This is a genomic window from Streptomyces sp. NPDC058880 (assembly GCF_042742535.1).
Lineage (GTDB): Bacteria > Actinomycetota > Actinomycetes > Streptomycetales > Streptomycetaceae > Streptomyces.
Genome location: NZ_JBHYMC010000017.1, coordinates 92,831 through 118,857 on the forward strand (window position 1 = coordinate 92,831; position 26,027 = coordinate 118,857).

The window sequence follows — 26,027 nt, forward strand, 5'->3', positions numbered from 1 at the left end:
GTGGTCGGTACGGCGAACGCGGCACGATACCTGCCATGACGATCGAAAGTGCCCGCAGCAGCGCCACCGCCCAGTTCCTCGCCGCGCGGGACTTCCTGCTGGAGCGACGCGGCGACTACGAAGCCGCCCACACCGGATTCACCTGGCCCCGCCCCCACCGCTTCAACTGGGCCCTCGACTGGTTCGACCACATCGCCGCCGGCAACGACGCCGACGCCCTGCGCATCGTCGAGGAGGACGGCAGCAGCGAGGCCCTCTCCTTCGCGCAGCTCTCCGCGCTCTCCGACGCGACCGCCAACTGGCTGCGCGCCCGCGGTGTCGTACCGGGCGACCGGATCCTCGTCATGCTCGGCAACCAGCGCGAGCTGTGGGAGGTGATGCTCGGCGCGATGAAGCTGCGCGCCGTCGTCATCCCCGCCACCCCCCTCCTCGGCGCGGCCGACCTGCGCGACCGGGTCGAGCGCGGCCACGTGCGCCACGTCGTCGCGCGCGCCGAGGACACGGCCAAGTTCGACGACGTGCCCGGCGGCTACACCCGGATCGCCGCCGGTGGCCGGGAGCGGATCCCCACCGGCTGGCTGTCGCTGGCCGACGCCACGGCCGCCGCCGACGCCCCGGGAGCCGAGGGCGGTTTCGTCCCCGACGGGGAGACCCTCGCCACCGACCCCCTGATGCTCTACTTCACCTCCGGCACCACCGACCGCCCCAAACTCGTGGAGCACACCCACGCCTCGTACCCCATCGGGCACCTGTCCACCATGTACTGGCTCGGACTGCGCCCCGGCGACGTGCACCTCAACATCGCCTCGCCCGGCTGGGCCAAGCACGCCTGGTCCAACCTCTTCGCCCCCTGGAACGCCGGCGCCACCGTCTTCGTGCACAACTACGCCCGCTTCGACGCCGAACGCCTGATGGCCGAGATGGACCGGCACGGGGTGACCACCTTCTGCGCCCCGCCCACCGTGTGGCGGATGCTGATCCAGTCCGACCTCACCCGGCTGGCCCGGCCTCCGCGGGAGGCCGTCGCCGCCGGCGAGCCGCTCAATCCCGAGGTCATCGAGAAGGTCCGGGAGGCCTGGGGCGTCACCATCCGCGACGGTTTCGGCCAGACCGAGACCACGCTCCAGGTGGGCAACTTCCCCGGCGCTCCGGTCAAGCCCGGTTCCATGGGCCGCCCGGCGCCCGGTTACGGGATCGTCCTGCTGGACCCGGTCACCGGCAAGGAATCCCCCGACGAGGGCGAGCTGTGCGTGGACCTGCGGGCCCGCCCCGCCGGGGTGATGACCGGCTACCGCGACGACCCCGAGCGCACCGCGGAGGCCATGGCGGACGGGCTGTACCGGACCGGCGACATCGCCGCCCGGGACGCCGACGGATACCTCACCTACGTCGGGCGCTCCGACGACGTCTTCAAGGCCTCCGACTACAAGATCAGCCCGTTCGAGCTGGAGAGCGCGCTGCTGGAGCACGCGGCGGTCGCCGAGGCCGCCGTCGTCCCGGCCCCGGACGAGCTGCGGCTGGCCGTCCCGAAGGCGTACGTCACCCTCGCGGGCGGCTGGGAGCCGGGGCCGGAGACCGCCCGGGTGCTGTTCGAGCACTCCCGCGCCGTGCTGTCCCCGTACAAGAGGATCCGGTGCATCGAGTTCGGCGAGCTCCCGAAGACCGTGTCCGGCAAGATCCGGCGGGTCGAGCTGCGGGAACTCACGGCGGCGGGCTCGGTGGCGGAGTACCGCGAGGCCGACCTGGGCTGAGCCGCCGGGCGGCGGGGGTGGCCGGGCCCGGCCGGGCGGTGCGGCGCCCCCGGGCCCTGTGCGAGCGCCCGTACGCGGCCCTGTGCGCGAGCCCGTACGCGACGGTACGCGAGGGCCCGGAGGGCGGGGTCCCCTACGCGGGTACCCCGGCGGGCCGGCCGGCTGTGCGGGAGGCGCGGGCCATGCGGGCTACGCGGGCAGGTGCGCCTCGATCGCGGCGATGACCTCGGGGGACTCCGGTTCGGTGCGCGGACGGAAGCGTGCCACGACCTCGCCGGCGGGGGAGATGAGGAACTTCTCGAAGTTCCACTGGATGTCCCCCGCCGCGCCGTCCGCGTCGGGGGTCTTCACCAGCTCCTGGTAGAGGGGGTGCCGGTTCTCGCCGTTGACCTCGGACTTCTCCAGCATCGGGAAGGTGACACCGAAGCCGGCCGCGCAGAAGGTCTGGATGTCCTCGGCGTTGCCGGGCTCCTGCCCGCCGAACTGGTTGCAGGGCACGCCGATGACCGTGAAGCCCTTCTGCTCGTACGCGAACTGCAGGCGGGCCAGGCCCGAGTACTGCGGGGTGAGCCCGCACTGCGACGCGGTGTTCACCAGGAGGATCGCCTTGCCCTTGTGCGCGGCCAGGCTCGTGGGTTCGTCGGACAGGGTGGTCAGCGGGATGTCGTACAGGCTCACGGGACTCTCCTCGGCCAGTCGGCAGGTAACGCCCCGAGCCTAAGGGGTCGGCCGCTACGCCCCTGAGCGGACCAGCGCGTCCGCCGGGTCGTTGACCGGCTGCGGCATCCCGGTGAGGTCCATGACGAACAGCGGTATGCCGAGCTCGTCCGCGCGGCTGCGGGCGTCCTCCGCGTATCCGGCGAGCGAGAAGTAGACGCTGGTCGCCGCGGCCGTGAGCCCGTTCAGCCAGACGCACTCCACGGCCCGCAGTCCGGCCGGCGCGGTGGTCGGGTCCACCTGGGCCACCAGCCCCGGCGCCCGCAGGTCCACCGCCGCCGAGGGGATCGGGCGCCCGTCGGGCTGCCGTACGTCCTGGAAGCCGAGCCAGCGCAGGTACAGCGCGGCGGTGGCCACCGCGTCCCGGGCCGTCCGGATGGTCACGGGGCGGAATGCGGGCCGCGGGACGGCAGCCGTCGCAGGCGGCGGTATGTGCGCCGGGTCCGGGTCCATGCCCGGCGGTGCGGCCGGGCGCCCCGTGGTGCTACGCCCCGTGGCGGTGCGGCCCGGAGGGGCGAGGCCGGGGGCGGGGTCCGTGGCGGATCCCGTGGCGGATCCCGCGGCCGCCGTGGCGCCGGGGACCGTCCCGGCTTCGGGTGGGTGCACCGGCAGCCGGACCACCGTGCCGCACGACCCGCAGCCCAGCTCGGGCTGCGGCCACTCGCTGTCCCGCCCGCAGGCCGTGCACCGCACCGTCACCCAGCTGTCCGACCAGGTGCGGTGGGTCAGCTGCTCCGGTGGCACCGACAGGTCGAGCGGCGGATCGACCGGGCTGCCGCAGGCGCAGGGGAAGACCGGCGCGATGTAGCCGTTCTCGCGCAGGCACGCCGGGCAGCGCACCGGTACCGCTTCCGCCATGACCCCTGGCCCCCTCCGTCGCCGTGCGTGGGTCCATGCTCCACCACCGGCGACCACCGGGGCGAGCGCGCAGGCCATTTCCGCCCCGTTCCCGTCGGCTGATCGGCGATTTGTACAAGTCGTCGAGCGAGATGCGGCATTTGGCGGCTTCCGGGGCCCTTCACCGCCTTGACGCCGAAGAAGACGCCGCTTAGCTTGTTCCGTATAGCAGAACAAAACTTCCGGATTACGGAAAAGCCTGACCCGCCAGACCCGCAGGAGAACCTGATGCCTCGTATGACAGCCGCCGCTGCTGCAGTTGAGATCCTCAAGCTCGAGGGTGTCGAACAAGCGTTCGGTGTTCCCGGTGCTGCGATCAACCCCTTCTACCGCGAGCTCAAGAACGTGGGCGGCATCAACCACACGCTCGCCCGCCACGTCGAGGGCGCCTCGCACATGGCGGAGGGGTACACGCGGGCCAAGGCGGGCAACATCGGCGTCTGCATCGGTACCTCGGGCCCGGCCGGCACCGACATGATCACCGGCCTGTACTCGGCCATCGCGGACTCCATCCCGATCCTGTGCATCACCGGTCAGGCCCCGGTCTCGAAGCTCCACAAGGAGGACTTCCAGGCCGTCGACATCGCCGCCATCGCCAAGCCGGTCACCAAGGCCGCCACGACGGTCCTGGAGGCCGCACAGGTCCCCGGCGTCTTCCAGCAGGCGTTCCACCTCATGCGCTCCGGCCGTCCCGGCCCGGTCCTCATCGACCTGCCGATCGACGTCCAGCTGACCGAGATCGAGTTCGACCCGGCGACCTACCAGCCGCTGCCGGTCTACAAGCCGCAGGCCAGCCGGGCGCAGGCCGAGAAGGCCCTGAGCTTCCTGCTGGAGTCCGAGCGCCCGCTGATCGTCGCCGGCGGCGGCATCATCAACGCCGACGCCTCCGACCTGCTGGTCGAGTTCGCCGAGCTGACCAACATCCCGGTCATCTCCACCCTGATGGGCTGGGGCGTCATCCCGGACGACCACGAGCTGGCGGCCGGCATGGTCGGAGTCCAGACCTCGCACCGCTACGGCAACGCGACCTTCCTGGAGTCGGACGTCGTCCTCGGCATCGGCAACCGCTGGGCCAACCGTCACACCGGCTACAACCTGGACGCGTACCTGGGCGACCGCACGTTCGTCCACGTCGACATCGAGCCCACCCAGATCGGCAAGATCTTCGCCCCGGACTTCGGCATCGCCTCCGACGCCAAGGCGGCGCTGGAGCTCTTCATCGAGGTCGCCAAGGAGCTCAAGGCGGAGGGCAAGCTGCCGGACTTCTCCGCCTGGGCCGCCTCCGCCCAGGAGCGCAAGGCCACCCTGCAGCGCCGCACGCACTTCGACAACATCCCCATGAAGCCGCAGCGCGTCTACGAGGAGATGAACAAGGCGTTCGGCCCCGAGACCCGCTACGTCACCACGATCGGCCTCTCCCAGATCGCCGGCGCGCAGATGCTGCACGTCTACAAGCCGCGCCACTGGATCAACTGCGGCCAGGCAGGTCCGCTCGGCTGGACCATCCCGGCCGCCATCGGTGCCGCCACCGCGGACCCGCAGACCCCGATCGTCGCGCTCTCGGGCGACTACGACTTCCAGTTCATGATCGAGGAGCTGGCGGTCGCGGCCCAGCACAAGGTCCCCTACGTCCACGTCCTCGTCAACAACGCCTACCTCGGCCTGATCCGTCAGGCGCAGGGCGGTCTCGGCATCAACTTCGAGGTCAACCTCGAGTTCGAGAACATCAACACCCCGGAGATCGGCGCCTACGGCGTCGACCACGTCAAGGTCGCCGAGGGCCTCGGCGTCAAGGCCATCCGCGTCACCGACCCGAACGAGCTGGGTGCCGCCTTCGAGCAGGCCAAGAAGCTGGCCCAGGAGTTCCAGGTCCCGGTCGTCGTCGAGGCCATCCTGGAGCGCATCACCAACATCTCGATGAGCAAGACCGTCGACATGAGCGACGTCACCGAGTTCGAGGAGCTCGCGACCGAGCCCGGTCACGCCCCGACCGCGATCAAGGCCCTGAAGGTCTGATCCCCGGCTCCGGCCGTACGCCGCGACCCCCGTCCCCCACGAGGAGGGCGGGGGTCGCGGCGCGTCGTGCTTCCGGCCGGTCCTCGCGCGCCGTGGGCCGCGGCGGAGGCGGAGCCCGGTCTCGGGGTACTGCTGGAGGCCGGCTCCGGGGTGCTGCAGTGGCCGGCGGGGGCCGGGCGGGGATCTCCTCAGGAGGCTCGCGCCCCCGTGTGCGTCCCGTACGCGCTCTCCGGCGCCGCGAGCGTGCTGACCGGCTCCCCCGGGCCCGGCCCGGCCGTGCGATGCCGCGTGACGCCCGGTTCCCCGCGCACCGGGGCCCGCCCACCGGGACCGGGACGTGCGGTGGGCGGCTCCCGTACGTGGCCGCCCCGGGAGGCCGGGAACGGCCTTCGGCCTCGACCGGCCGGAAACGGCCCTTCGTGGTCCTCGAACCGCCCGGAAGTGCCGTGCACGGCCCGCGCTCCGGTGCGGCCGCGGTGCGCCGGGTCCCTCGACGGCGGGGCCCCGGACGCCCAACCCGGCGCCGGCACCTGCCCGACCGGAGGCCGGCCACCCCACGGCGCTTGCCACCCCACGGTGACGGCCACCCCACGGTGACGGCCACCCCACGGTGACGGCATCCGGACGGGTTCGGCCATCCGGACGGGTACGACAAAGCGCCGAGTCACGGGACCGTCCGTGACTCGGCGCTCTGGTTGTTACCGCCCGACGGTGCGAGGCTGGCGCGACAGGACGTTCGCACCGCCGGGCGGAGTTGTGTGGGGAGGAAGGTTTCCTTCTCCGCTTCCCGCAGGGCGCTCTGTGCGCAGCCCCTGTGGGAAGAGAAGGGGGAGTGGCTGGGACCGTGGCGGGCGGGCGACGAGAACTCCGGCACCGTCTCCCTCAGGTCAAGAGACGGGCCTCGGAACCCATTACCACCGCACTGGCTCGCACGCCTGCCACGGTCCTCGTCCTGCCCTCGCCGTGTACCACCCCTCATCCGGGTTCACGGTTCGGGCCCAGCACCCGGGGCCTGACCTCCCGTCAGGCCCCCGGTACATCCCTGTCGGCTCAGGCGTCGCGCAGGGCGCGCACGGCTTCCTCGACGCGACGGCCGTAGTCGGCGTCGGCGGCGTGGAAGTGAGCCAGGTTCTTCTCGATGACGTCCTCAAGGGTGACCTGGGAGAGGCCGCCGGCGATGTTCGCCACCAGGCGCTCCTTCTCGGCCTCCGACATCAGGCGGTAGAGCTCACCGGCCTGGAAGAAGTCGTCGTCCTTGGTGTGGGCCGGGGTCTCGTGGGTGCCCGTGTAGCCGGAGACGGCCCTGGGGGCGCCCAGCGCCAGTCCGGTCTCGGACGGGCCCTGGTGCGAGTTGGGCTCGTAGTTCTTGTCGTGGCGGGAGCCGTTGCGCAGCGCCATGACGCCGTCGCGGCCGTAGTTGTCGGCCTTCGTCGCCTTGGGGGCGTTGACCGGCAGTTGGGTGTGGTTCACACCGAGGCGGTAGCGCTGGGCGTCCGCGTAGGCGAACAGGCGGCCCTGGAGCATCTTGTCCGGCGAGGCGGTGATGCCCGGGACGAAGTTGTTCGGGGAGAAGGCGGACTGCTCGACCTCGGCGAAGACGTTGTCCGGGTTGCGGTCGAGGACCAGGCGGCCCACCCGCTGCAGCGGGTAGTCGGCGTGCGGCCACACCTTGGTGAGGTCGAACGGGTTGAAGCGGTAGTCCGCGGCCTCGGCGGCCGGCATGATCTGGACGTAGAGCGTCCAGCTCGGGTTCACACCGCGCTCGATGGCCTGGAGCAGGTCGGTCTGGTGCGAGTTCGCGTCCTTGCCGACCAGCTCTGCGGCCTGCTCGCCGGAGAGGCAGCGGATGCCCTGATTGGTCTTGAAGTGGTACTTGACGAAGAAGGCCTCGCCCTTCTCGTTCGTCCACTGGTACGTGTGGGAGCCGTAGCCGTTCATGTGGCGGTACGACGCCGGGATGCCGCGGTCACCCATCAGCCAGGTGATCTGGTGCGTCGCCTCGGGGGCGTGCGCCCAGAAGTCCCAGACGTTGTCCGGCTCCTGCTTGCCCGTGAAGGGGTCGCGCTTCTGGGAGTGGATGAAGTCGGGGAACTTGATCGGGTCCTTGATGAAGAACACCGGGGTGTTGTTGCCGACGAGGTCGTAGTTGCCCTCTTCGGTGTAGAACTTCAGGGCGAAGCCACGGGGGTCGCGCACCGCGTCCGCGCCGCCGAGGGAGTCTGCGACGGTGGAGAACCGCAGGAAGGTCTCGGTCTTCTTGCCGACCGTGTTGAGGAAGGCGGCACTGGTGTACGCGGTGACGTCGTCGGTCACCTCGAAGTAGCCGTACGCCGCCGAGCCGCGGGCGTGCACCACGCGCTCCGGGATGCGCTCGCGGTTGAAGCGGGCGAGCTTCTCCAGGAGCTGCTGGTCCTGGATCAGGAGCGGGCCACCGACGCCGGCGGTGGCGGAGTTCTGATTGTCGGCGACCGGGGCGCCGGACTCGGTCGTCAGCGTGCGCTTCGACATGGTGACCTTCCGTACGGGTAACTGCTGACGGAAAGCGTCTTCCGTCATGCGGAACAGCCTAAATTCGGCAAGAACTAAACGTCAACAGTTTGTTGAACGAAGTTGTGGGGTGAGATGACCCGGACGGTGCCGACGCTTGGGCGCGACAGGACAGGTGTCAGCACCGGCACCGTCCGGAGACTCGGTGCCCCCTGCGCGAGGGGGCGGTCCGGGCCCCGTGGGGGCCCGGCGGGGGACCTCAGACCTGGGCGCCGGAGAGGCGCTCGACGGCGCGCAGCAGGGCCGAGTGGTCCAGGCCGCCGTCACCCTGGGCGCGCAGGGAGGCGACCAGCTGGGCGACGACCGCGCCGACCGGGAGGGCGGCACCGACGTTGCGGGCGGCGTCGGTGACGATGCCCATGTCCTTGTGGTGCAGGTCGATCCGGAAGCCGGGCTTGAAGTCGCGGTTCAGGAAGTTGTCCTTCTTGCGGGTCAGCACCGTGGAGCCGGCCAGGCCGCCGTTGAGGACGTCCAGGGCGGCGGTGAGGTTCACGCCCGACTTCTCCAGGAAGACGACGGCCTCGGCACACGCCTGGATGTTCACCGCGACGATGAGCTGGTTGGCGGCCTTCACCGTCTGGCCGGAGCCGTGCGGGCCGCACAGGACGATGGTCTTGCCGAGGGTCTCCAGGATCGGCAGGGCGGCGTCGAAGTCCGCCTGCTCGCCACCCACCATGATCGACAGGACGGCCTCGATGGCGCCGGCCTCGCCGCCGGACACCGGGGCGTCGATGACGCGGATGCCCTTCTCGGCGGCGTTCTTCGCCAGGTCCACGGAGGTCTGCGGGGTGATCGACGACATGTCGATGATCAGCGCGCCGGACTTGGCGTTCTCCAGGATGCCCTCGGGGCCGTAGTTGATGGCCTCGACCTGCGGGGAGGCGGGCACCATCGTGATGATCACGTCGGCGTCCTTGACGGCCTCGGCGATCGATCCGGCCGCGGTGCCGCCGGCGGCGGCCAGGCGGTCCAGCTTGTCCTGCTCCAGCGTGAAGCCGGTGACCGGGTAGCCGGCCTTCAGCAGGTTCTCGGACATGGGGGAGCCCATGATTCCGAGACCGATCCAGGCGATCGACGGGAGCGCAGCGGGGTTGCTCATGATGAGGGTCCTTCTCTTAATGCTTCGTACGAAAAGTGCGTGAGGTGCCTGGCTGATCGCCCGGACTTCGTCCCCCTACTGGGCGGCGCGGGCCTCGGCCGGCAGCCAGGCGAAGGAGGCGGCGGCGTCCTCGGCCTTGTACTCAAGCCCCACGTAGCCCTCGTATCCGGCCTTCTTCAGCTGGTCGAGCAGCTCTTCCAGGGGCAGCTCGCCGGTGCCCGGAGCCCCCCGTCCCGGCTTGTCCGCGATCTGGACGTGCCCGGTCTTGGCGGCGTACTTTTCGATGACCTCGGAGAGGTCCTCATCGTTCATCGCCAGGTGGTAAAGGTCGAGCAGGAACTTGGCGTTGCCGAGGCCGGTGGCCTGGTTCACCTTGTCCACCACTTCGATGCCGGCCGGGGCGCTCACCAGCGGGTAGAGCGGCGACTCGGGCTTGTTGAGGGTCTCGATCAGGAGGATCGCGCCCACGCGGTCCGCGGCCTGCGCCGCCACGACCAGGTTCTTCAGGGCCAGCTCGTCCTGGGCGGCCGGGTCCACGCCTTCGACGCGGTTGCCGTACAGGGCGTTGAGCGCCTTGCAGCCGACCGAGGCGGCAAAGTCCGCCGCGACGTTGATGTTGGCGTTGAAGCGGTCCGACTCCTCACCGGGTACCGAGACCGCGCCGCGGTCCGGGCCCGGCAGGCGGCCGGCGTAGAAGTTCAGGCCCACCAGCTGGGTGCCGGCGTCCTCAAGGGCCTTCTTGAGGGCGTCGAGCTCCTCCTGAGCGGGGGTGGGGGTCTCGATCCAGGGCCACCACAGCTCGACCGCCGTGAAGCCCGCCGCGGCGGCGGCCGCGGGGCGCTCCAGAAGCGGGAGTTCCGTGAAGAGGATCGACAGGTTCACATCGAAGCGCTGGTCCGTGTATCCCATGAGGGGTGTGCGCTCCTTCCGTATTGCGGAAGTTGTTTTCTGCTTGATGGAAGACTGCATGGGGTTCCGCGCGGATGTCAAGTGCGGACTGCCGAAAAATCGAGACGGCGCGGTAGCTTGAGCCGCGTGCGATTGAGAGTGGAGTTCACGACCGAGCCCTTCGATCTCGAAGAGGCCCCCGACCACGCCGTGGCGGCCCGCGAGGTCATCCAGAAGGCCCAGCTGGAGGCGGTGGACGTCGGCCCCTTCGGCAACACCGCGGAGGGTGAGGCCGACCGGGTGCTGTCCGCCGTGAGCGCGCTGCTGCGCGACTCCCTGGGGGCCGGGGCCACCCGCGTCACCCTCCAGGTCAACGTGATCGGCGAGGAGGCGTCATGACCGAGCCCCGCGACCACCCCTTCGTCACGGCGGTCAAGCCGCTCGTGGACGCCATGGGCGGTGAGCTCATGGATCCGGCGCAGGCCACGCCCGACGACGTCGTGCTCACCTGGGAGGGCCGGGAGCTGCTCGCCGTGCGCCTGCCGCAGCTCTCGGACTCGCTGGACCACATCCTGGCCGCGCTGGAACGCCGGCACGGCATGCCGCTGTCCCAGCTCGACCGGAAGTCCAAGCAGGACGTCGTCCGGATACTGGAGGCGCGCGGCGCCTTCTCCGTGCGGCACGGCGTGGAGACGGTCGCGGGCGCGCTGGGCGTCAGCCGCTTCACGGTCTACAACTACTTGAACAGGGAAAATCCCAGTAAGAACACCCAGGCGTGAGCGGATTACGACTCACGGTGACGAGCCGCCGCCCCATTCACCCGGGCGGCGGCTTTTGTGTACGGGAAGTTTCAACAAAGTGTTGACGCCGTGTTGCGGAGGGCGTTAGCTATGCGCAGCCCGTCAAAGCAACAACAGGCCACGGAGGCCTACCGTGACTTCGAGTCCGACCCCGGGTCTCACCCGGATCAACACCTTGGACGACAGGGCGGCCTCGGCCGAGCTGCACGAGGTGTGCGCCAGCTCGGCGTGGGGGAGCAAGATGCTCGCCCAGCGCCCCTTCGCCACCGCCGAGTCCCTGTTCGCCGCGAACGAGGCCGCCATGGCGGAGCTCACCGCGGAGGACCTGGCCGAAGCGATGGGAGGCCACGCGCCGATCGGCCGGCCGAAGCCGGGAGACCCGACCTCCGCCCGCGAACAGCGGGGCATGGCCGGCGCCTCCGAGGAGCTCAGGAACGAGCTCCTCGAACTGAACCTGGCCTACCAGGAGAAGTTCGGCCACGTCTTCCTCATCTGCGCCACCGGTGCGACCGGTGAGTTCATGCGGGACGCAGTCAAGGTCCGGATCGACAACTCGCCGGAGCAGGAGCGGGACATCGCCCGCGGCGAGCTCGTCAAGATCAACAAGATCCGCCTGACCCGCCTCGTAGAAGGAGAGTGAGTCCGACCATGAGCACCGAGACCACCGCGTCCGTGTCCACGCACATCCTGGACACCAGCATCGGCAGGCCCGCCGAGGGCGTCGCCATCTCCCTGTCGGCCCGTACGGGACCGGGCGGCGAGTGGGTGGCCCTGGGCGGATCCGCCACCGATGCGGACGGGCGCTGCAAGGACCTGCCGGCACTGCCGGAGGGCACCACCCACGTACGTCTCGACTTCGAGACCGAGACGTACTTCGCAAAGAAGCAAGCCGAGGCGCAGCAGGACGCCCCCCGCGTAAGGGACAGCGCTACGTTCTTCCCCGAGGTCACCATCACGTTCGCGGTGAACCCGGGCGAGCACTACCACGTACCGCTGCTGCTCAACCCGTTCGGCTACTCCGTTTACCGAGGGAGCTAGCATGGCCACGATTCTGGGCCAGAACCAGTACGGCAAAGCAGAGAACCGCGTCGTCAAGATCACGCGGGACGGCGACACGCACCACATCAAGGACCTGAACGTCTCGGTCGCCCTCTCCGGCGACATGGACGACGTCCACTACTCCGGCTCGAACGCCAACGTCCTGCCGACGGACACCACCAAGAACACGGTGTATGCGTTCGCCAAGGAGTACGGCATCGAGTCCGCCGAGCAGTTCGGCATCCACCTGGCCCGCTGGTTCGTGGGCAGCCAGGAGCCGATCCAGCGCGCGCGCATCCGGATCGAGGAGTACGCCTGGGAGCGGATCGCCACGTCCGACGCGAACTCCAAGTTCATCGGCGCCGACGAGGTCAAGCACTCCTTCGTCCGCCAGGGCCAGGAGACCCGCGTCACCCAGATCACCTACGACGGCCAGAACTGGGAGGTCATCTCCGGTCTCAAGGACCTGGTCGTCATGAACTCCACGAACTCCGAGTTCTGGGGCTACGTGAAGGACAAGTACACGACCCTGCAGGAGGCGTACGACCGCATCCTGGCCACCCAGGTGTCGGGCCGCTGGCGCTTCAACTGGTCGGACGACGAGCAGCGGATGCCCAACTGGGAGAAGTCCTATGCCGAGACCCGCAAGCACATGCTGCAGGCCTTCGCCGAGACCTACTCCCTCTCGCTGCAGCAGACCCTCTACCAGATGGGTTCGCGCATCATCAACCACCGTTCGGAGATCGACGAGGTCCGCTTCTCGCTCCCGAACAAGCACCACTTCCTCGTCGACCTGGAGCCCTTCGGCCTCAAGAACGACAACGAGGTGTACTTCGCCGCGGACCGTCCGTACGGTCTGATCGAGGCCACGATCCTGCGGGACGGCGCCGACGCGCGCATTCCGGTGGACATGACCAACCTCTAAGAGCGCGGCACGCGCGTCCCGGGGCTCTCCGCAGTGGCCCCGGGACCGTGCGACACGACCCAACTTCCTGAATCGGCACCCGGACGCACCCCACGGGCCGGCAGTACTGTCAGCTGCCAAGGCCCCGGCTCCGGCACTCAAATCCCCTGGGTCCTGCCGTGCCCGCACCGCCACTGAAAGCACGAGGAAGTCCCATGGCAGCATCGGCAGCCCATGACAGCGCCGCCCCGCGCATCGTCATCGAGAACTGTGCGATCGCGACCGTCGACGCCCATGACACCGAGTACGCCTCGGGCCACGTCGTCGTCGCCGGCAACAAGATCGAATTCATCGGTGCGGGCAAGGCCCCCGAGAACCTCGAAAACGTGGTCCGCCGGATCGACGGCACCGGGCACCTCGTGACCCCCGGTCTGGTCAACACGCACCACCACTTCTACCAGTGGATCACGCGCGGCCTGGCCACCGACCACAACCTCTTCAACTGGCTCGTCGCCCTGTACCCGACGTGGGCGCGCATCGACGAGCAGATGACGTACACGGCCGCGCAGGGCTCCCTCGCCGCGATGGCCAAGGGCGGTGTCACCACCGCCATGGACCACCACTACGTCTTCCCCAAGGGCTCCGGCGACCTGTCCGGCTCGATCATCCGGGCCGCGTCCGAGATGGGCGTCCGCTTCACCCTCGCCCGCGGTTCGATGGACCGCAGCGAGAAGGACGGCGGCCTGCCGCCGGACCACGCCGTCGAGACCCTCGAAGGTGCGCTGGCCGACACCGAGGCGACCGTCAAGAAGTTCCACGACGCGTCCTTCGACTCGATGACCCAGGTCGCCGTCGCCCCCTGCTCCCCCTTCTCGGTCTCCACCGAGCTGCTCAAGCAGGGCGCCGAGCTCGCCCGCCGCCTCGGTGTGCGCATGCACACGCACGGCAGCGAGACCGTCGAGGAGGAGAAGTTCTGCCACGAGCTCTTCGGCATGGGCCCGACCGACTACTTCGAGTCGACCGGCTGGCTCGGCGAGGACGTGTGGATGGCGCACAGCGTCCACATGAACGACTCCGACATCGCCGCCTTCGCCCGCACCAAGACCGGTGTCGCGCACTGCCCTTCCTCCAACGCGCGTCTGGCCGCCGGCATCGCCCGGGTCCCCGACATGCTCGCGGCCGGCGTCCCGGTGGGCCTCGGCGTGGACGGCACCGCCTCCAACGAGTCCGGCGAGCTGCACACCGAGCTGCGCAACGCGCTGCTGATCAACCGCCTGAACCCGGTCCACCGCGAGCGCGCCCTGAACGCGCGCCAGGCCCTGCGCCTGGGCACCTACGGCGGCGCCCAGGTCCTCGGCCGCGCCGACAACATCGGTTCGCTGGAGGTCGGCAAGTGCGCCGACCTGGTCCTGTGGAACCTGAACACCTTCCTGCACTCCTCGATCGCCGACCCGGTGACCGCTCTGGTCTTCGGTGCGGCCGCCCCGGTGACGGCCTCGTTCGTCAACGGCAAGCAGATCGTGGAGAACAACCGGCTGCTCTTCGCCGACGAGGACGCCATCGCGGTGTCCACGCGGGAAGAGGCCCAGCGCCTCGCGCGGATCGCGCAGGCCTGATCCCCCGGAGTCCGGCCGGGGGGGACGGCCCCCGGCCGGCCGCCGCGGACCCGAGCGGGGTCCGCGGGCAGCCGTTCCCGGGTGGCGCCCGAGGAGATCCGAAGGCGCCCCCGGGAGCGGTGACTCGTGCCACCAGCGCCACGGGCGCACCGCGGGAGCGGCGATTGGGCGAATCGTTTCCGCGCCCCTTGGGACAAGAAGTAGATCCACCGGCTCCACCCACAACTCCATCAACGCGCTCGACTCGCACCGCTTTCGCACCACCTCCATGACACCCACGTCCCTGCCGACGTGTTACCCGACCGGAGGAAGCCGTGGCCCAACCGCCCAGGTTCCGCAAAGACGCAGTCGCAGTACCGGAGGAGAAGCACCCGGTCGACGAGACCCTGCCTCCTCTGAAGATGTTCACCAGCGGCCTCCAGCACGTGGCCGCCATGTACGCGGGTGTCGTGGCCCCGCCCATGATCGTCGGCCCCGCGGTCGGACTCTCCGCCACCGAGACCGCCTTCCTGATGGGCGCCTCGCTCTTCACCGCCGGACTCGCCACCCTCCTGCAGACCCTCGGGTTCTGGAAGGTCGGCGCCAGGCTCCCCTTCGTCAACGGCGTCTCCTTCGCCGGTGTGACCCCGATGATCGCCATAGGGAAGGGGGAGGGTGCCGATGCCCTGCCCGTCATCTTCGGCGCGATCATCGTCGCCGGGGTGGTCGGCTTCCTCGCCGCCCCCTACTTCGGCAAGCTCGTCCGCTTCTTCCCGCCCGTCGTCACGGGCACCGTCATCACCCTGATCGGCGTCTCGCTCCTGCCCGTGGCCTTCAACTGGTCACAGGGCGGCAACCGGACCGCCACCGACTACGGCTCGATGAAGAACATCGGCATGGCCGCCGTCACCCTGGTGATCGTCCTGCTCATGCGCAAGTTCCTGCGCGGATTCCTCCAGCAGATCTCCATCCTGCTCGGCCTGGTCGCGGGGACCCTGATCGCCCTTCCGCTGGGGATGACCAGCTTCGACGCCGTCAAGAACGCCTCGGTGGTCGGCTTCCCCACTCCGTTCCACTTCGGTGCCCCGCAGTTCCAGGTGGCCGCGATCGTCTCGATGTGCATCGTCATGCTCGTCTGCATGACCGAGTCCACCGCCGACATCCTCGCCCTGGGCAAGATCGTCGGCCGGCCGGCGGACGAGAGGACCATCGCAGGAGGCCTGCGCGCCGACACCCTCGGCAGCGCGATCAGCCCGCTCTTCAACGGCTTCATGTGCAGCGCCTTCGCCCAGAACATCGGCCTGGTCGCCATGACCAGGGTGCGCAGCCGGTTCGTCGTCGCCGCCGGCGGCGGCATCCTGATCCTGCTGGGCCTGTGTCCCATGGCGGCCTCGGTGATCGGAGTGGTCCCGCTGCCCGTCCTCGGCGGCGCCGGCATCGTCCTCTTCGGTTCGGTGGCCGCCAGCGGCATCCAGACCCTGGCCGGAGCGGCCATGGAGAAGGGCGAGAACGCCCTGATCGTCGCCGCATCCGTCGGCATCGGCCTGATCCCGATCGCCGCGCCGGAGTTCTACCACGCCTTCCCGAAGGACCTGCTGGTCGTCCTCGACTCCGGCATCAGCACCGGCTGCGTGGTGGCGATCGTGCTGAACCTGGCCTTCAACCACCTCGGCGCCAGGAAGGGCGCGGCCTCGGGGGCCGCACCCGAACCGGTGCCGGTCCACTGACCGGTCGCAGGAAGCACGGCGGTGCGCTCGCCACCCACTGCGGGTGTGGCGAGCGCACCGCCGCGTCCGGTACGGGCGAACCGCCGTGCGCCCGTACGAACGGTGGCCGCGCGCCTGCCGGGGCGTGTGTCGAAAGGAGCGCCGTCCGCCCGAAGGGCGGGCCCCGCGGCGTCTGGTGCGTGCGATCGCAAGGCGGAGGGTCGTCCTCGTACGGGGCGTACGTGGGCGACCCCGACACGCGGCGAGCGCGCGTGCCAGGCGTCGCGGGCCAGGCGGGACTTTCGAAACAGCTAGGGCGCCGCGGTCAGGAACATTCCGGTGTGGTCACTCCCCGCGGTGTTCTTGCAGCTGGAGGCGGAGGAGGCGGGCTGCGCCATGGCCAGGGCCAGGCACCGGCCGGCGGCCAGCTGGCCGTAGTAGTTGGGGTGCATGGACTCCTGGATCAGGCCCTGCGACTCGTTGTTGTCGATCCAGCGCGCCCACTCGCTCGTCCTGCCCGAGGCCGGGACCGTGGAGGTGACCTGCTTGCTCGCCTTCGCGCACACCTCGCGTCCCTGGAGCATGTCCCGCAGGTCCAGGAACTGCACGCCCTTGGCGGCGGCGACGCCCTTGAGACGGCCGGCGATCTGCGGCACGAGCGAGTCGCGCGCCCAGTCCGAGTCCCGGTTCCAGAAGGGGCAGCCGCCCGTGTTGAGGCGGCTCCAGTCGCTCTGGGTGTAGCGATTCTCCGCACCCCGCGGGATCGGCGACGGGTAGGACTGGAGGACGATCCGGTAGGAGGAGTCGGCGTACCCGGCCGTGCGCATCACGGCACGGATCTCGTCGACGGCCTTGCCGACGTTCGCCATGACGCCGTCGATCTTCTGGTCGACGGCGTACTGCTGGTCGTCGTAGCAGTACGAGTACCAGATGACGAAGTCGAGGGCGCAGTTCTTGATGATGTCGGCGAAGCCCAGGTCGTTGCCTCCGACGGACAGGGCGATGGCCTTGACATCGTGGCTCGCGGCCACGGCGGCCAGCTGGTCGGCCTGCGGGGCCTCGCCCTTGTAGGGGACGCCGCCGTTGGAGGCGCGGAACACGTTCTGCGAGACGGCCCCGGAACAGGCGAGGTTCACGGCGACGGCGGCGATCGCTCCGGCGCTGCGCACCTCGGCCGAGTCGGACCGGTGGCAGCCTCCGGCCGTGGTGCCGTATACCTTCGAGGGGTCGTAGCTGCTGCCGCTGACCCAGCCGCGGTCCGTGCCGTTGCGGCTGCCGGTGTTGGTCAGGCTGTTGCCCTTCCATCGCCCGGCCTCGCCGGAGATGTAGCTGTCGCCCATGGACACCACGGCCGTGGGACCGTTCCCGGGGGCGGCCCCGGCGGTCCCGGCGCCGCCGGCCAGCAGCGCGCCGGTGGCGAGCGGCACGGTGACGGCGGCACAGACCAGTCGTCGCAACCGACGGGGGATCCGGTCCTTGCTGACGTTGCGGAATCCGATCACTGCGGAACTCCTGCGTTCGGCCACGCCGAAGCGGGCGACGTCGCGTCGCCGTTTCGTGTGGCTGGGAAGTGGGGGTACCGCCGGCCGGTGGCACCGGAAAGGTGACACGGACCCGGTTGTTACCGCTAGGTACAGGCAAGTTACGAACGAGTAACAACCGATCGGTCGTTCGGTCCCGTGTGCTCTTCCGGCGGGGCCCGGCCCCCGTGCGGCATGGCCCGGGTGCCCCTCCCGGCAGGGCGGCGGACACGGCTCCGCCCCCGCTGCCGTGGGCGGCGGGGGCGGAGCCGTGGGGTGGGGCCGGGCGGTGCGTTCCGGTCGGATCCGGGGTGTCAGCCGACCAGCTGGTCGTAGGCCGGGAGCGTGAGGAAGTCCGCGTAGTCGGCGTCGAGGGAGACCGTGAGGAAGAGGTCGTGGGCCTGCTGCCACTTGCCGGCCGCGAAGGCCTCCTCGCCGACCTCGGTGCGCAGGGCGGCGAGTTCGGCGGCCGCCAGCTCGCGGGTCAGCTCGGCCGTGGCGGTCTTGCCGTTCTCGAAGACGACTCCCGCGTTGATCCACTGCCAGATCTGCGAGCGGGAGATCTCGGCGGTGGCCGCGTCCTCCATCAGGCCGAAGATTCCGACGGCGCCGAGGCCGCGCAGCCAGGCCTCGATGTAGCGGATGCCGACCTGGACGGCGTTGCGCAGGCCCTCGTACGTCGGCTTCGCGTCCAGCGAGTCGATCGCGATGAGCTCGCCCGGGGCCACCGAGACGTCCTCGCGCAGCCGGTCCTTCTGGTTGGGCTTGTCGCCGAGCACGGCGTCGAAGGAGGCCATGGCGATCGGGACCAGGTCGGGGTGGGCGACCCAGGAGCCGTCGAAGCCGTCGCCCGCCTCGCGGTCCTTGTCGGCCTTGACCTTCGCGAAGGCGATCGTGTTGGCCTCGGCGTCCTTGCGGGACGGGATGAAGGCTGCCATGCCGCCGATGGCGTGCGCGCCGCGCTTGTGGCAGGTGCGGACGAGCAGTTCGGTGTAGGCCCGCATGAACGGGGCCGTCATCGTCACCGCGTTGCGGTCCGGCAGGACGAACTTCTCGCCGCCGTCGCGGAAGTTCTTCACGATGGAGAAGAGGTAGTCCCAGCGGCCCGCGTTCAGGCCCGCTGCGTGGTCGCGCAGCTCGTAGAGGATCTCGTCCATCTCGTACGCGGCGGTGATCGTCTCGATCAGGACGGTGGCGCGGACGGTGCCCTGCGGGATGCCGACGTAGTCCTGGGCGAAGACGAAGATGTCGTTCCAGAGGCGGGCCTCCAGGTGCGACTCCGTCTTGGGCAGGTAGAAGTACGGACCCTTGCCCAGGTCGATCAGGCGCTTGGCGTTGTGGAAGAAGTACAGGCCGAAGTCGACGAGGGAGCCGGAGGCCGGGCCGCCCTCGAACTGCAGGTGGCGCTCCTCCAGGTGCCAGCCGCGCGGCCGCATGACGACGGTCGCGAGTTCGGCGGCGGGCTTGAGCGCGTAGGCCTTGCCCGTGCGGGGGTCGGTGAAGTCGATGCGGCGCTCGTACGCGTCGATCAGGTTGAGCTGGCCGAGGACGACGTTCTCCCAGGTGGGAGCCGAGGCGTCCTCGAAGTCGGCGAGCCAGACCCTGGCGCCCGAGTTCAGGGCGTTGATGGTCATCTTGCGGTCCGTCGGACCGGTGATCTCCACGCGGCGGTCGTTGAGCGCGGCCGGGGCCGGCGCCACCTTCCAGTCGCCCTCGCGGACCTGTGCGGTGTCCGGGAGGAAGTCGAGGGTGGAGGTCCGGGCGATCTCGGCGCGGCGCTCGCCGCGGCGGGCGAGGAGCTCGGCGCGGCGGGGGGCGAACCGTCGGTGGAGCTCGGCCACGAACGCGAGGGCCGCTCCGGTGAGGACTTCGTCCTGCCGCGGCAGGGGCTCGGCATCGACGATGGCCAGCGGGGACGGCGCTGGTGCGGACATAACTGTCACTCCTTCAGCGGCGGTGCCTGGCGGCCGCGGGGAATGCTCGCGCGAGACGGCACGCAGTGCCGTCGGGTGTGGAGAGCTCCGACATACGGTCGCGGGCGCCGTCTGTGGGTTCAGGGCGCTTCTGACCAGTGGATAGTAATTTCCTCATGGTGGAAGTTCAATGGTTTGTTGATGTCGAGATTCTCTGAGTCGACAGATTCCCCCCGCCGGTGGCCCTCAGTGCCACTGTCGTCACGCGGTGCTCAGAGGAGTCGCGCCAGGTCGGGCGGCGTGTCGATGTCGAAGGCCTCCGCGACGTCGGAGCACTCCACCAGTACGAGCTCTCCGGCGTGGCGCGCCAGATGGGTCCGGGCGCCCTTGTCGCCCGTGGCCGTCGCCGCGATGTCCGCCCAGCGCTCCGCGCCGAACAGCACGGGGTGCCCGCGCTCCCCGTCGTACGCCGCGGCCGCCAGGCTCGCGGGGGAGCGGTAGGCCTCCCGCACCCGGGCGACCGCCGCCGGGCCGATGCCCGGCTGGTCCACCAGCGAGACCAGGGCCGCACCGGCGTCCGTACCGGCCAGGGAGGCCAGGCCCACCCGCAAGGAGGAACCCATGCCCTCCGCCCAGTCCGGGTTGTCCACGACCACGCAGCCGGACAGGTCGGCCCGCTCGCGGACCTCGGCCGCCGACGCTCCGAGGACCACGTGCACCGGGCCGCAGCCCGCCTCCCGCAGCACCCGTACGGCGTTCTCCACCAGCGGACGGCCACGGTAGGGCAGCAGGGCCTTCGGGCGGCCGCCGAGCCGGCGGCCGCCGCCGGCTGCCAGGAGCAGACCCGCGATCACGGGTGCATCGGAGTGCGTAGTGGCTGACATGCCACCGATTCTCGCTCCTGTACGCGTTCCCGGGGACGCCGCGCGAAGGCGCGCCGCGCAGCGGTCGGCGCGGCCCCGAGCCGCGCCGGAGCTGGACCCGCTGCTCGGCGCAGGCCGCCGGGGCGTGGGCGTCGCGCCGGGTCGGCATCCCGGATTCCCCTTGCCCATCAGAGGCCAATGCCGCGATTCTGGACCTCGATCGGTCCGGCTGTCAGAGCCAATCAGGGGAGGTTGGCACGGTGAACAGGCGAGTGGCTCGGACGGCTGACAGAACCATCGCCAGCCGACAGCTCGCAGCGCTGCTCCCCGCCGACGTACGCGCCCGCCCCGGCTACCGGTCACTCGCCGAAGCCGTCCGCACGCTGATCCTCGACGGCCGCATCGCCCTGCACGTGCGCCTGCCCGCCGAACGCGAACTCGCCGAAGCCGTCGGCGCCAGCCGCGCCACCGTCACCGGCGCCTACGACCTGCTCCGCGAGAGCGGCTACGTCCGCAGCCGGCGCGGCGCCGGCACCTGGACCGAGCTCCCCGACGGCCACGGCCCCGTCGGAGCCCACGCCCTCGTCGGCGCCGGCGGCCACGACGCCGACGGCGGCACCGGCATCGACCTGGCCATCGCCGCCATGGGCGCCCCCGAAGGCGCCCTCGCCGACGCCCTCGCACAGGCCGCCCTGCTGCTGCCCGAGGCCGCCCGCACCCCCGGCTACCACCCCTACGGCCTGCCCGACCTTCGCACGGCCGTCGCCGAACGCTTCACCCGGCGCGGCCTGCCCACCCGCCCCGAGCAGATCCTCATCACCTCCGGTGCCCAGCATGCCTTCACCCTGGTCACAGCCCTGCTCTGCCAGGCAGGAGACCGGGTCGTCACGGAGAACCCCACCTACGCCAACGCCCTGGACGCGCTGCGCCGAGCCCGGCTGCGCACCGCGCCCATCGCCGTCTCCGACACCGGCTGGGACATGGAGATCGCCGAGTCCACGCTGCACCAGACCGTGCCGAGGCTGGCCTACGTGATCCCCGACTTCCACAACCCGACGGGCGCGCTCATGCCCGAGGAGCAGCGGCTGCGGCTGCTCGCGGCGACCCGGCGCACCGGCACCTGGCTGGTGGTCGACGAGACCATGGCCGAGATCGCCCTGGACGTGCCCGCCCCCGCGCCCCTGGCCTCGCTGGCGCCGCGCGGCGGCACGGATCACGTGGTGACCATCGGATCGCTCAGCAAGACCCACTGGGGCGGCCTGCGCGTCGGCTGGGTCCGAGCCGCCGCGAAGATGATCACCGAGCTGACGGCCGCGCGGGTCTCCGCCGACATGACCGGCTCGGTCCTCGACCAGCTCGTCGCGCTCCACCTGCTGGACGGCATGGACCGTACCCTGCCCGCCCGGCTCGACCTGCTGCGCGATCGGCGCGCGGCCCTGACGGACTCGCTCCGGCAGCACACCCCGGGATGGTCCTGGCGGATCCCGCCCGGCGGCCTCTCGCTCTGGGTCGACCTCGGCGAGCCGGTCAGCTCGGCCCTGGCCGAACGGGCCGCGGCCGCCGGCGTGCACATCACCCGCGGCGCCCGCTTCGGCGTCGACCCGGGCACCTTCGAACACCGCCTCCGCATCCCGTACACCCTCCCCGCCGACCGCCTGGACGAGGCCGTGCGCCGCCTTGCGGCGGCCTTCCACGACGGGGTTCCGCTCCGCTCGCCGGTGGACCGCCCGCACTGGGTGGCATAGGGCCGCCTCCGGCGGATCGGCCGGGCCGCGGGGCAGCCCCCGGCTAGGGAGTGCGGATCAGACGGCGGGTGGCGGCCGCCGCGACCGCCGCCGTGCGCGATTCGACGCCGAGCTTCGCGTAGACGTGGACCAGGTGCGACTTGACCGTGGCCTGGCTGAGGAACAGCTGCTTGGAGATCTGCTGGTTTGAGAGGCCGTCCGCCACGAGCTGGAGCACCTCCAGCTCCCGTTTCGTCAACGCCTCCGCGGGTGTGCGCATCCGGTCCATCAGGCGCAGCGCCACCGCCGGGGCGAGCGCCGACTGGCCCGCGGCGGCCGTGCGCACCGCCGCCGCCAGCTCCTCCGGCGGGGCGTCCTTGAGCAGGTAGCCGGAGGCTCCCGCCTCCACTGCCGCCAGGATGTCCGCGTCCGTGTCGTAGGTGGTCAGCACCAGCACCCGGGGGGCGCCCGGACGGGCCGTGATCAGGGCCGTCGCCTCGGAGCCGTGCATGCCCGGCCCGAACTGGAGGTCCATCAGCACCACGTCCACCGGTTCCCGGGCGGCCAGCTCCACCGCCCGCTCGGCGGTGGCCGCCTCGGCCACCACCGCGAAGTCCGCCTCGGTGTCCAGCACCGCGCGCAGGCCCGCCCGGACCACGGGGTGGTCGTCGGCGAGCAGGAGACGGATGGTCACAGGGCCTCCACGCTGTCCGAGTGGTGCAGATGGTCCAGGGGCAGGGGCAGGGGCAGGGGCAGGGGCAGGGTGACGGCCACGGCGGTGCCCTGCTCCGGGGCCGACTCCACCGTGAAGAGCCCGCCCAGCGTCTCGGCGCGCGAGCGCATGGCGGGCAGTCCGAAGCCGCCGTCACCCGAGCCGGAGGCGGCCGAGGACGGGTCGAAGCCCTGCCCGTCGTCGACGATGTCCAGGGTCACCGAGGCGTCCATGAAGGTCAGCGTGATCTCCGCACGCCCGGCCCGGGCGTGCCGCACCACGTTGGCCAGCGCCGACTGGGCGATCCGCAGCAGCGCCACCTCGTACGGGGTCGGCAGCACCCGCGGCCGGCCGCTCAGCGAGAACCGCACCCGCAGCCCCGGCACCCCCGAGCACAGCCGCTCCAGCGCCGCGGCGAGCGAGCCGTGCTCCAGGTCCGGCGGCGTGAGGGCGCGTACGAAGCGGCGCGCCTCGGCGAGGTTGTCCTGGGCCGCCTCGCGAGCCTGCGCGATGTGCGGCCGGGCCGCGGCGCCTTCCGGCAGCGCCCGCTCGGCCGCCCGCAGCAGCAGCTGGATGGAGGACAGTCCCTGGGCGAGGGTGTCGTGGATCTCCCGGGCCAGGCGCTCCCGCTCGGCCAGGATCCCGGCGCTTCGCTCGGCGGCGGCCAGCTCGGCCCGGGTCGTGATGAGCTCCTCGATCAGCTCCCGGCGGCGTTCGCTCTCCCGGTACAGCGCCTGGTAGCCCAGTACGGTCGCCACCGCCACGGCACCGCCCAGCAGCGGCCCCAGGAAGGCCCCGGGGGTCGCCACGCTGCTGTGCGCGAGGAAGCCGCCGATGGCTGCGCAGGCGGTCACCGCGACGGCCGCGACCCCCCAGCGCAGACGCAGCAGGTGGAGCTCCAGGAAGTACAGCGGGAAGGCGATCCACAGCCCGTCGGGGGAGACCGCCAGCAGGCCCGCCCAGGCCGCCCCGAGCCCGGCCAGCCACAGCGCCCCGGCCCGCGGCGAACGGTGCACGGCGGGCGCCCGTACACCGGCCGCGTACACGGAGGCGAGCAGCACGCAGGCGGCGACCACCCAGCCGGTCCGGGGCGCGGAGTCGGCGACGGCGCGGCCGACGGCCAGTGCGAGCAGCCCGAGGAGTAGGGCGTGCAGGCACAGCTTCAGCACCTTCGACACGGGGGTCAGGGCGCGGGCGGGGGCTGGTCCGGCCGGCGGCGCACAGACGGCGGGCGGGACGGGGGGAGCGGCGGAAGTCATGTCCGAACCAGGGTAAGTCGGTCGCGCCCGGCCCAGGTCAACCGAAAGTTCGATGTCCCGATGCGCCCTTCGATACCAGGATCTCTCCTGTGGCGCGATGCCTTGTGCCCACGCGGAGGACCAGGGTGGGGGACATGTTCGTCGCATGGAGAGATCTACGGTTCGCCAAGGGCCGCTTCGCCCTCATGGGCTCGGTCGTGCTGCTGATCACGCTGCTGGTCGGCCTGTTGTCCGGGCTCACCGCCGGCCTGGCCCGGGAAAACGTCTCGGCCATCACCGGCCTGCCCGCCTCACACCTGGCCTTCGCCGCACCCGCCGGGGACCAGAAGGTGTCCTTCACCAACTCCCTGGTGCCCGAGTCGGCCTGGCTGACCTGGCGGGAGCAACCCGGAGTGCGGACGGCCGAGCCCCTCGGCATCCGCACCGCCAACGCCGTCTCGGGTGAGCGCACCGCCGCCGTTTCGGTCTTCGGCGTGGACCCCGCGGGTGGGCTCCCGCCGCGGGACGCCGGTCTCGCGCCGGGCCGGGTGGTCCTCGCGGAGAAGGCGGCGAAGGAGCTCGGCGGCCTGGCCGCCGGCGCCAGGCTCAGGATCGGTACCGTCGAAGTGACCGTGGCCGCCGTCGCCGGCACCGCCGCCTACAGCCACACGCCGGTCGTCTGGATGGACCTGGGCGACTGGCAGCGGATCGGCAACCCCGGTACCTCCGTCGAGACCCTCGCCACCGTCGTCGCGGTCTCCGGCAGCGGCCTGGACCTCGCCGCCGCCGACCGGGCCGCGGACACCCGGGCGCAGACCGTCGACGAAGCGCTGGGCGCCATAGGCTCCTACCAGGCCGAGAACGGTTCGCTCCAGCTGATGCGCGGCTTCCTCTTCGCCATCTCGGCGCTGGTCATCGGCGCCTTCTTCACGGTGTGGACCATCCAGCGCAGCGGCGACATCGCCGTCCTGAAGGCCTTGGGCGCCTCCACCCCCTACCTGCTGCGGGACGCCCTCGGCCAGGCCGTGGTGATGCTCGCCCTCGGCACCGGGCTGGGCACCGCGCTCGCCGCCGGCTTCGGCGCGCTGATCAGCGGCGGAGACGTGCCCTTCGTCCTCGACGCCGCCACGGTGCTCGTCCCCGCCGCGATCATGATCGCGCTCGGTGCGCTGGGCGCGGCCCTGTCCATCCGGCGGATCACCGCCGTCGACCCGCTGACCGCCCTCGGGAGCGCCCGATGACCCTCCTCGTCCACGACGTCACGCTCACCTACCCCGACGGCGAGAGCCGGCTCACCGCCCTCGACGCGGTGGGGCTGGAGGTTCCCGCCGGCACCCTCACGGCGGTGATCGGACCTTCCGGCTCCGGGAAGTCCTCCCTGCTCGCGGTCGCCGCCACCCTCGTCACCCCGGACCGGGGGCGGGTCGTCGTCGCGGGCGAGGACACCACCCGGCTGGGCCCCGCCGAGAAGTCGGCCCTGCGCCGGGAGAAGATCGGCATCGTCTTCCAGCAGCCGAACCTGCTGGCCTCGCTGACGGCCGCCGAGCAGTTGCAGGTCATGGCGCACGTCGCGGGCCGGCCCACGAAGGCCCTGCGCCGCCGCGCGCTGGAGCTGCTGGACGCGGTCGGCCTCGCCGACAAGGCGGACAAGCGTCCCCACCAGCTTTCCGGCGGCCAGCGCCAGCGGATCAACATCGCCCGCGCGCTGATGAACGAGCCCGCCGTGCTGCTGGTCGACGAGCCGACCAGCGCCCTCGACCACGAGCGCGGCGCGGCCGTGCTGGATCTGCTGGTCACCCTGACGCGCGAACGCTCCACCGCCACCGTGCTGGTCACCCACGACCACGCCCACCTGGATCGGATGGACCGTACGGCGACGATGACCGACGGCAGGCTGGCGGTCGGGCACCAGGATCCCGTCGCCGCGCCCTGAGGCGGCGTACGGAGGCGCGTGGGGGCGGCCTCGCACGGTGGTGAGCCCGGATCACCGCCCGCGGGCCCGCGGGCCGGCCCCCGGTCCCATCCGCGTCGGGGTCCCCCGGCCCTGCTCCGCGACCGTCGTACGGGAAGGCCCCGGCGCCCCTCTCGGAGGGGCGCCG

Annotated in this window: 22 protein-coding genes; 12 read left to right on the forward strand and 10 right to left on the reverse strand. The window is 71.2% G+C overall.

Features of this window, described 5'->3' with window-relative positions:
• Positions 1-35: 35 nt before the first annotated feature.
• Positions 36-1,751: an AMP-binding protein gene (locus ACFW2G_RS13175; RefSeq protein WP_384447270.1), complete on the forward strand. Its 1,716-nt coding sequence runs from the start codon at positions 36-38 to the stop codon at positions 1,749-1,751.
• 189 nt (positions 1,752-1,940) lie between these two features.
• On the opposite strand, the gene ACFW2G_RS13180 is transcribed toward ACFW2G_RS13175, so the two are convergent.
• Together ACFW2G_RS13180 and ACFW2G_RS13185 are read right to left on the reverse strand one after the other, a co-directional pair.
• Complete coding sequence (locus ACFW2G_RS13180; RefSeq protein WP_384447272.1) at positions 1,941-2,429, reverse strand: glutathione peroxidase; 489 nt, start codon at positions 2,427-2,429, stop codon at positions 1,941-1,943.
• 54 nt (positions 2,430-2,483) lie between these two features.
• Positions 2,484-3,326: a hypothetical protein gene (locus ACFW2G_RS13185; protein WP_384447274.1), complete on the reverse strand. Its 843-nt coding sequence runs from the start codon at positions 3,324-3,326 to the stop codon at positions 2,484-2,486.
• A 267-nt stretch (positions 3,327-3,593) separates the two neighbouring features.
• Here ACFW2G_RS13185 and gcl point away from each other — a divergent pair, with 267 nt between their 5' ends.
• Positions 3,594-5,381 carry a glyoxylate carboligase gene (gene gcl / locus ACFW2G_RS13190; protein WP_078555771.1) on the forward strand — a complete coding sequence of 596 codons (1,788 nt, stop codon included), beginning with the start codon at positions 3,594-3,596 and terminating at the stop codon, positions 5,379-5,381.
• Between the two features lie 1,050 nt (positions 5,382-6,431).
• Here the strand turns inward: gcl and ACFW2G_RS13195 are convergent.
• The 3 genes from ACFW2G_RS13195 to ACFW2G_RS13205 form a co-directional block, all read right to left on the reverse strand.
• Positions 6,432-7,889: a catalase gene (locus ACFW2G_RS13195; RefSeq protein ID WP_384447295.1), complete on the reverse strand. Its 1,458-nt coding sequence runs from the start codon at positions 7,887-7,889 to the stop codon at positions 6,432-6,434.
• A gap of 238 nt (positions 7,890-8,127) precedes the next feature.
• Positions 8,128-9,027, reverse strand: a complete 900-nt coding sequence (locus ACFW2G_RS13200) for a 2-hydroxy-3-oxopropionate reductase (protein WP_037915654.1) — start codon at positions 9,025-9,027, stop codon at positions 8,128-8,130.
• Between the two features lie 75 nt (positions 9,028-9,102).
• Positions 9,103-9,936: a TIM barrel protein gene (locus ACFW2G_RS13205; protein ID WP_384447277.1), complete on the reverse strand. Its 834-nt coding sequence runs from the start codon at positions 9,934-9,936 to the stop codon at positions 9,103-9,105.
• Positions 9,937-10,062: 126 nt separating this feature from the next.
• Here ACFW2G_RS13205 and ACFW2G_RS13210 point away from each other — a divergent pair, with 126 nt between their 5' ends.
• The 7 genes from ACFW2G_RS13210 (at position 10,063) to ACFW2G_RS13240 (ending at position 15,979) form a co-directional block, all read left to right on the forward strand.
• Complete coding sequence (locus tag ACFW2G_RS13210) at positions 10,063-10,314, forward strand: hypothetical protein (RefSeq protein WP_078555773.1); 252 nt, start codon at positions 10,063-10,065, stop codon at positions 10,312-10,314.
• Positions 10,311-10,694, forward strand: a complete 384-nt coding sequence (locus ACFW2G_RS13215) for a helix-turn-helix domain-containing protein (RefSeq protein ID WP_037915663.1) — start codon at positions 10,311-10,313, stop codon at positions 10,692-10,694. Before ACFW2G_RS13210 ends, ACFW2G_RS13215 begins: the two co-directional genes overlap by 4 nt.
• Positions 10,695-10,848: 154 nt before the next feature.
• Positions 10,849-11,355: a 2-oxo-4-hydroxy-4-carboxy-5-ureidoimidazoline decarboxylase gene (gene uraD / locus ACFW2G_RS13220; protein ID WP_384447279.1), complete on the forward strand. Its 507-nt coding sequence runs from the start codon at positions 10,849-10,851 to the stop codon at positions 11,353-11,355.
• Positions 11,356-11,363: 8 nt separating this feature from the next.
• Positions 11,364-11,753, forward strand: coding sequence for a hydroxyisourate hydrolase (uraH, locus tag ACFW2G_RS13225; protein WP_037915668.1), 390 nt, complete (start codon positions 11,364-11,366; stop codon positions 11,751-11,753).
• 1 nt (position 11,754) lies between these two features.
• A complete protein-coding gene (pucL, locus tag ACFW2G_RS13230; RefSeq protein ID WP_037915670.1) occupies positions 11,755-12,678 on the forward strand; it encodes a factor-independent urate hydroxylase in 924 nt (307 codons plus the stop codon).
• A gap of 194 nt (positions 12,679-12,872) precedes the next feature.
• Positions 12,873-14,273, forward strand: coding sequence for an 8-oxoguanine deaminase (locus ACFW2G_RS13235; protein WP_384447282.1), 1,401 nt, complete (start codon positions 12,873-12,875; stop codon positions 14,271-14,273).
• A 314-nt stretch (positions 14,274-14,587) separates the two neighbouring features.
• Complete coding sequence (locus ACFW2G_RS13240; RefSeq protein WP_037915673.1) at positions 14,588-15,979, forward strand: nucleobase:cation symporter-2 family protein; 1,392 nt, start codon at positions 14,588-14,590, stop codon at positions 15,977-15,979.
• Positions 15,980-16,269: 290 nt separating this feature from the next.
• On the opposite strand, the gene ACFW2G_RS13245 is transcribed toward ACFW2G_RS13240, so the two are convergent.
• The 3 genes from ACFW2G_RS13245 to ACFW2G_RS13255 all read right to left on the reverse strand — a co-directional run bounded on the left by ACFW2G_RS13245 (position 16,270) and on the right by ACFW2G_RS13255 (position 20,275).
• A complete protein-coding gene (locus tag ACFW2G_RS13245) occupies positions 16,270-17,460 on the reverse strand; it encodes a hypothetical protein (protein ID WP_384580425.1) in 1,191 nt (396 codons plus the stop codon).
• A gap of 332 nt (positions 17,461-17,792) precedes the next feature.
• Positions 17,793-19,412 carry a malate synthase A gene (aceB, locus tag ACFW2G_RS13250; protein ID WP_037915679.1) on the reverse strand — a complete coding sequence of 540 codons (1,620 nt, stop codon included), beginning with the start codon at positions 19,410-19,412 and terminating at the stop codon, positions 17,793-17,795.
• 251 nt (positions 19,413-19,663) lie between these two features.
• Positions 19,664-20,275, reverse strand: a complete 612-nt coding sequence (locus tag ACFW2G_RS13255; protein ID WP_172671251.1) for an NTP transferase domain-containing protein — start codon at positions 20,273-20,275, stop codon at positions 19,664-19,666.
• 251 nt (positions 20,276-20,526) lie between these two features.
• Here ACFW2G_RS13255 and ACFW2G_RS13260 point away from each other — a divergent pair, with 251 nt between their 5' ends.
• Complete coding sequence (locus ACFW2G_RS13260) at positions 20,527-21,999, forward strand: PLP-dependent aminotransferase family protein (protein ID WP_384447287.1); 1,473 nt, start codon at positions 20,527-20,529, stop codon at positions 21,997-21,999.
• A gap of 43 nt (positions 22,000-22,042) precedes the next feature.
• Here the strand turns inward: ACFW2G_RS13260 and ACFW2G_RS13265 are convergent, their stop codons facing one another.
• Positions 22,043-22,672, reverse strand: a complete 630-nt coding sequence (locus tag ACFW2G_RS13265) for a response regulator transcription factor (protein ID WP_037915682.1) — start codon at positions 22,670-22,672, stop codon at positions 22,043-22,045.
• Positions 22,669-23,949, reverse strand: coding sequence for a sensor histidine kinase (locus ACFW2G_RS13270; RefSeq protein WP_384580427.1), 1,281 nt, complete (start codon positions 23,947-23,949; stop codon positions 22,669-22,671). The genes ACFW2G_RS13265 and ACFW2G_RS13270 overlap by 4 nt, the downstream gene beginning before the upstream one ends.
• A 134-nt stretch (positions 23,950-24,083) precedes the next feature.
• Here ACFW2G_RS13270 and ACFW2G_RS13275 point away from each other — a divergent pair, with 134 nt between their 5' ends.
• Positions 24,084-25,169, forward strand: a complete 1,086-nt coding sequence (locus ACFW2G_RS13275; protein ID WP_384447292.1) for an ABC transporter permease — start codon at positions 24,084-24,086, stop codon at positions 25,167-25,169.
• Positions 25,166-25,861 (forward strand): ABC transporter ATP-binding protein, encoded by a 696-nt coding sequence (locus ACFW2G_RS13280; protein ID WP_037915686.1) that lies wholly within the window; start codon positions 25,166-25,168, stop codon positions 25,859-25,861. The genes ACFW2G_RS13275 and ACFW2G_RS13280 overlap by 4 nt, the downstream gene beginning before the upstream one ends.
• Positions 25,862-26,027: the final 166 nt, after the last annotated feature.

Excerpts from the sequence above, each read along its gene's own strand:
- ACFW2G_RS13200 (WP_037915654.1), bottom strand. The coding sequence starts at position 9,027 with ATGAGCAACCCCGCTGCGCTCCCGTCGATCGCCTGGATCGGTCTCGGA.
- ACFW2G_RS13195 (WP_384447295.1), bottom strand. The coding sequence starts at position 7,889 with ATGTCGAAGCGCACGCTGACGACCGAGTCCGGCGCCCCGGTCGCCGAC.
- ACFW2G_RS13185 (WP_384447274.1), bottom strand. The coding sequence starts at position 3,326 with ATGGCGGAAGCGGTACCGGTGCGCTGCCCGGCGTGCCTGCGCGAGAAC.
- ACFW2G_RS13280 (WP_037915686.1), top strand. The coding sequence starts at position 25,166 with ATGACCCTCCTCGTCCACGACGTCACGCTCACCTACCCCGACGGCGAG.
- pucL (WP_037915670.1), top strand. The coding sequence starts at position 11,755 with ATGGCCACGATTCTGGGCCAGAACCAGTACGGCAAAGCAGAGAACCGC.
- gcl (WP_078555771.1), top strand. The coding sequence starts at position 3,594 with ATGCCTCGTATGACAGCCGCCGCTGCTGCAGTTGAGATCCTCAAGCTC.
- ACFW2G_RS13205 (WP_384447277.1), bottom strand. The coding sequence starts at position 9,936 with ATGGGATACACGGACCAGCGCTTCGATGTGAACCTGTCGATCCTCTTC.
- aceB (WP_037915679.1), bottom strand. The coding sequence starts at position 19,412 with ATGTCCGCACCAGCGCCGTCCCCGCTGGCCATCGTCGATGCCGAGCCC.
- ACFW2G_RS13275 (WP_384447292.1), top strand. The coding sequence starts at position 24,084 with ATGTTCGTCGCATGGAGAGATCTACGGTTCGCCAAGGGCCGCTTCGCC.
- ACFW2G_RS13270 (WP_384580427.1), bottom strand. The coding sequence starts at position 23,949 with ATGACTTCCGCCGCTCCCCCCGTCCCGCCCGCCGTCTGTGCGCCGCCG.
- ACFW2G_RS13175 (WP_384447270.1), top strand. The coding sequence starts at position 36 with ATGACGATCGAAAGTGCCCGCAGCAGCGCCACCGCCCAGTTCCTCGCC.
- ACFW2G_RS13235 (WP_384447282.1), top strand. The coding sequence starts at position 12,873 with ATGGCAGCATCGGCAGCCCATGACAGCGCCGCCCCGCGCATCGTCATC.
- ACFW2G_RS13255 (WP_172671251.1), bottom strand. The coding sequence starts at position 20,275 with ATGTCAGCCACTACGCACTCCGATGCACCCGTGATCGCGGGTCTGCTC.
- ACFW2G_RS13215 (WP_037915663.1), top strand. The coding sequence starts at position 10,311 with ATGACCGAGCCCCGCGACCACCCCTTCGTCACGGCGGTCAAGCCGCTC.
- uraH (WP_037915668.1), top strand. The coding sequence starts at position 11,364 with ATGAGCACCGAGACCACCGCGTCCGTGTCCACGCACATCCTGGACACC.